At 62.8% G+C, this 2,829-nt stretch carries 3 protein-coding genes and 1 pseudogene; all 4 read right to left on the bottom strand.

Translation table 11 applies throughout. The annotated features are described in order from the left end of the window. A pseudogene (locus tag EN914_RS30655) lies at positions 1-520 on the bottom strand (hypothetical protein); the annotation flags it as partial. Between the two features lie 422 nt (positions 521-942). Next, positions 943-1,158: a hypothetical protein gene (locus EN914_RS30650; protein ID WP_127218961.1), complete on the bottom strand. Its 216-nt coding sequence runs from the start codon at positions 1,156-1,158 to the stop codon at positions 943-945. Between the two features lie 69 nt (positions 1,159-1,227). After that, positions 1,228-1,902: a hypothetical protein gene (locus EN914_RS30645; protein WP_407067821.1), complete on the bottom strand. Its 675-nt coding sequence runs from the start codon at positions 1,900-1,902 to the stop codon at positions 1,228-1,230. Between the two features lie 10 nt (positions 1,903-1,912). Continuing rightward, positions 1,913-2,829, bottom strand: a 917-nt coding sequence (locus EN914_RS30640; protein ID WP_206527278.1) for a YadA-like family protein, incomplete at its 5' end; no start/stop codon positions are given.

Below are 2,829 nucleotides of genomic sequence, written 5' to 3'. Positions count from 1 at the left end.
CGTTGACGGTGGTTGCGCCGTCGCCGGTGTTGATGGCAGCAACGCCGATCAGGGCGCCGGTTATGGCACCGCCGGTGTCGATGGTCACCGAGCCGCCCGGATTGGGTCCGTAGTAGGGAGGCGCCACCTGTGGAACCAGCGACACGACGCCAAGGCCGATGCCCGTCGTCGAGCTTAGCGCCGAAGAATTGGCATCGGTGTAGCTGACCGCGCCGCTGCCCAGTATGCCAAGCGCGAAGGGATCGCTGGTGGTGACGCTGAATCCCGGATCCGTGGTGACCGAAGGATTGGCCGGGGCAAGGGCAAGGGCGATGAAGTCGCCGAGATCGAGCGGCAAACCGATTCCGGACGGCACGATCTGGCCGGTCGTGTTGGCACCGGAGCAGACATAGTTAGGTGATACCGTCAGCGTGCAGGCGGCCTCGGCGCTTTGGCCAAAGCCGAGCAGCGTCGCCCCGACCATCGCCGTGCCGACCAGCAAGCGGTTGCGGTAGCGACGATTGCTATTGTTGAGATTCATGTACTGCCCCTGCCCCGATCCCGACAGATCGCCCTCGGCGGGAGCCGAAGCGATCGTCGGTGTTTCCTGCCAATGGCTGATCGAATGCGGCCTGCTTTCCTAGTCGTCATATGACGACGGTCCGCCGCTTTGTGCCGCCAATGACCGCTTGCGGAAGCCGGACTGTTACATCGGGGATACACATTCCCTTCGGCTAATTTACCGACGAGCGGGGCGGCAAGCCGCACGAAAACCTCGGGCCGAGCTGCCTTTGCACAGCCGGCCATGTTGGCCCGGCGCGACATGCCGGCAGCAGCAAAGAGCCGGCTTTCGAGATTGATCTCAGGGATCAGGTTGTCGGCACCGAAGGTCCGCCTCTAGACAGCGCCAACTGGCCGATCCGACCATGACAGCGGTCTCGCCACGAAGTGCAGAAGGCACGATTAATCGACGAGTTGATTTGGCTTGCCACCATCCATCTTGCTTTTGTGGATCCGCTCCAGAATTGCGCGGGCAGCCTCGGCTCGTTCCTTCGGCCGCCCGGTCAGATGCTGGCCTCCCAGTGAAGCCGGCATCTCCATCTCGCAATCCCAGACCGTCCATGCGTTGGTCGGGTCGAGTATGCAAACGTACCTCTGGCGCCTTTTTTGATCGGTCAACTCAGGTGCTCCCGACATCGGGGCGGAGGATAGGATTTGGCCGGAACCAGTGCATGAACGCTCCACACGCTACGGCTTGACCGGTTTGGTTTCTTTCTTCGGCTGTACGGCCATCGACGGCCCCTCCGGCGGCGGTCCGGCATCGGCTGGGTTCGGCTGTTCGGCCACCGGCGTGTCGGGCGCTTGCGGGCCACCTGATGTCAGGTTGACGGACACGCCATAGATCTTCCACTGCCGGTCGGTTGGCTCGAACATAAGCTCGAAATTGACCTGCAAGGGTACCGACGGGAAGAAGCCCGCCATGTGCAGCATGCCGTTCGGCTCGATCTGCGGCAAAAGGGTCAGTTGCGGCTCGAGCACCGCGACGGCGCCGAAGTCGAGTGCCTGCTTGCGCTGGTTAGCGAAGATGTCGCCGAGCTGTGCGGCACTGTTGGCCTGGAAATTCGGCGAGCCGAGATCGCGCAGCACCGTGTAATTGCCGGTCTTGTTGGCCTGGTCGAGCGCCAAAAGCGCACCGCGGATCAGGATCAGCACCCCATTGCGGTCGATACCGGCAGGCCGCGCCGCCTTTTGCCCCACCCGTTTTTCCTTGGCTTGCGCATGCCCGGGCTGCGCAGGCACCGCAACGGCCATCAGCGTGATGGCCACCAATGCGGCAAAAAAACCGCGGGCGCCCGAAGTCCGCCAACCGGGCGCCCGCCACTGCCACGGCACGGAATGCTGAAGCCCCAAACCCCGCATCATCCCGGCCGCGTCAGTTCAGTGTCCATGAGGCTCCGACGCTGACGCCGACATCGCCACGGCCGGTGGTTGCCGACACGGCAGCGTTCATGCGGAACTCCTCGCTGGTGTTGTAGCCAAGGCCGAGCGCCAGCCCCGATTGCCCTTTGAAATGACCGAAGCCACCAGCCAGCGACAGCTTGCCGGGCCTGTCGTCGTAGCGCAGCCCCGCGGTAGCCAGCGCCAGCGCGGTGCCGGCACGCGCTTCCGTGCGGGTTTCGCTGATCTCGCCGCCAAGGTTCTGGAAGCCGGACTCCAACGCGCCGACGCGCCCGTCGAGAGCCGCGATGTTGCTGGTGTTGTCGATCACCCTCGTATGGAGATCAAGGAGTTGAGTCGTATGGGTAGCGATCGCATTGGTGTTGCTGGCGATGCGATCCTCGTGGTCGGCAAGCTCGGTCGTGTGGCCACCCACGGTCGTGTTCAAAGCGTTGATGTTATTCGTATTGCTGGCGATGCGAATTTCATGATCGGCAACCTTTTCCGGCAGGTCTTCGAGCGCGGCCACATCGAATGTCGACGCCGCCAGATTGCCTGCAGCATCCGTCGTCACCAAGAAGACCGGATCGACCGGGTTTAGGTCTTGCGCCGCCTTGCTCGCGTCCGAAGTGACGCCCGCCAGCGTATAGGTGTTATTAACGTTGCCGACCTTCACCTGATTGTCGCGGGTGGTCTCCACGCCATGACCGATAGCCATTGATCCCGTGTAATTGGCCTTGGATTGAGCCCCGAGTGTTGTCGCAAAAGCGGCGTTGGCCTCCGCCAGGTGACCAAGCGCCGTTGCCTCATTTTGATCGTTGGCTACGGCGCCGGCCTTCGCGCCCGTGCCGATCGCAGTTGTGCCGGAACTGTTGAAATCAGTTGTTTCATCGAGCTCGCCTGCTTTGGCAA

Origin of the sequence: Mesorhizobium sp. M7A.F.Ca.CA.001.08.2.1, from assembly GCF_003998455.1 — a bacterium.
Classification (GTDB): Bacteria; Pseudomonadota; Alphaproteobacteria; order Rhizobiales; family Rhizobiaceae; genus Mesorhizobium; species Mesorhizobium ciceri.
This window is presented reverse-complemented; position numbering and strand designations above follow the sequence as displayed.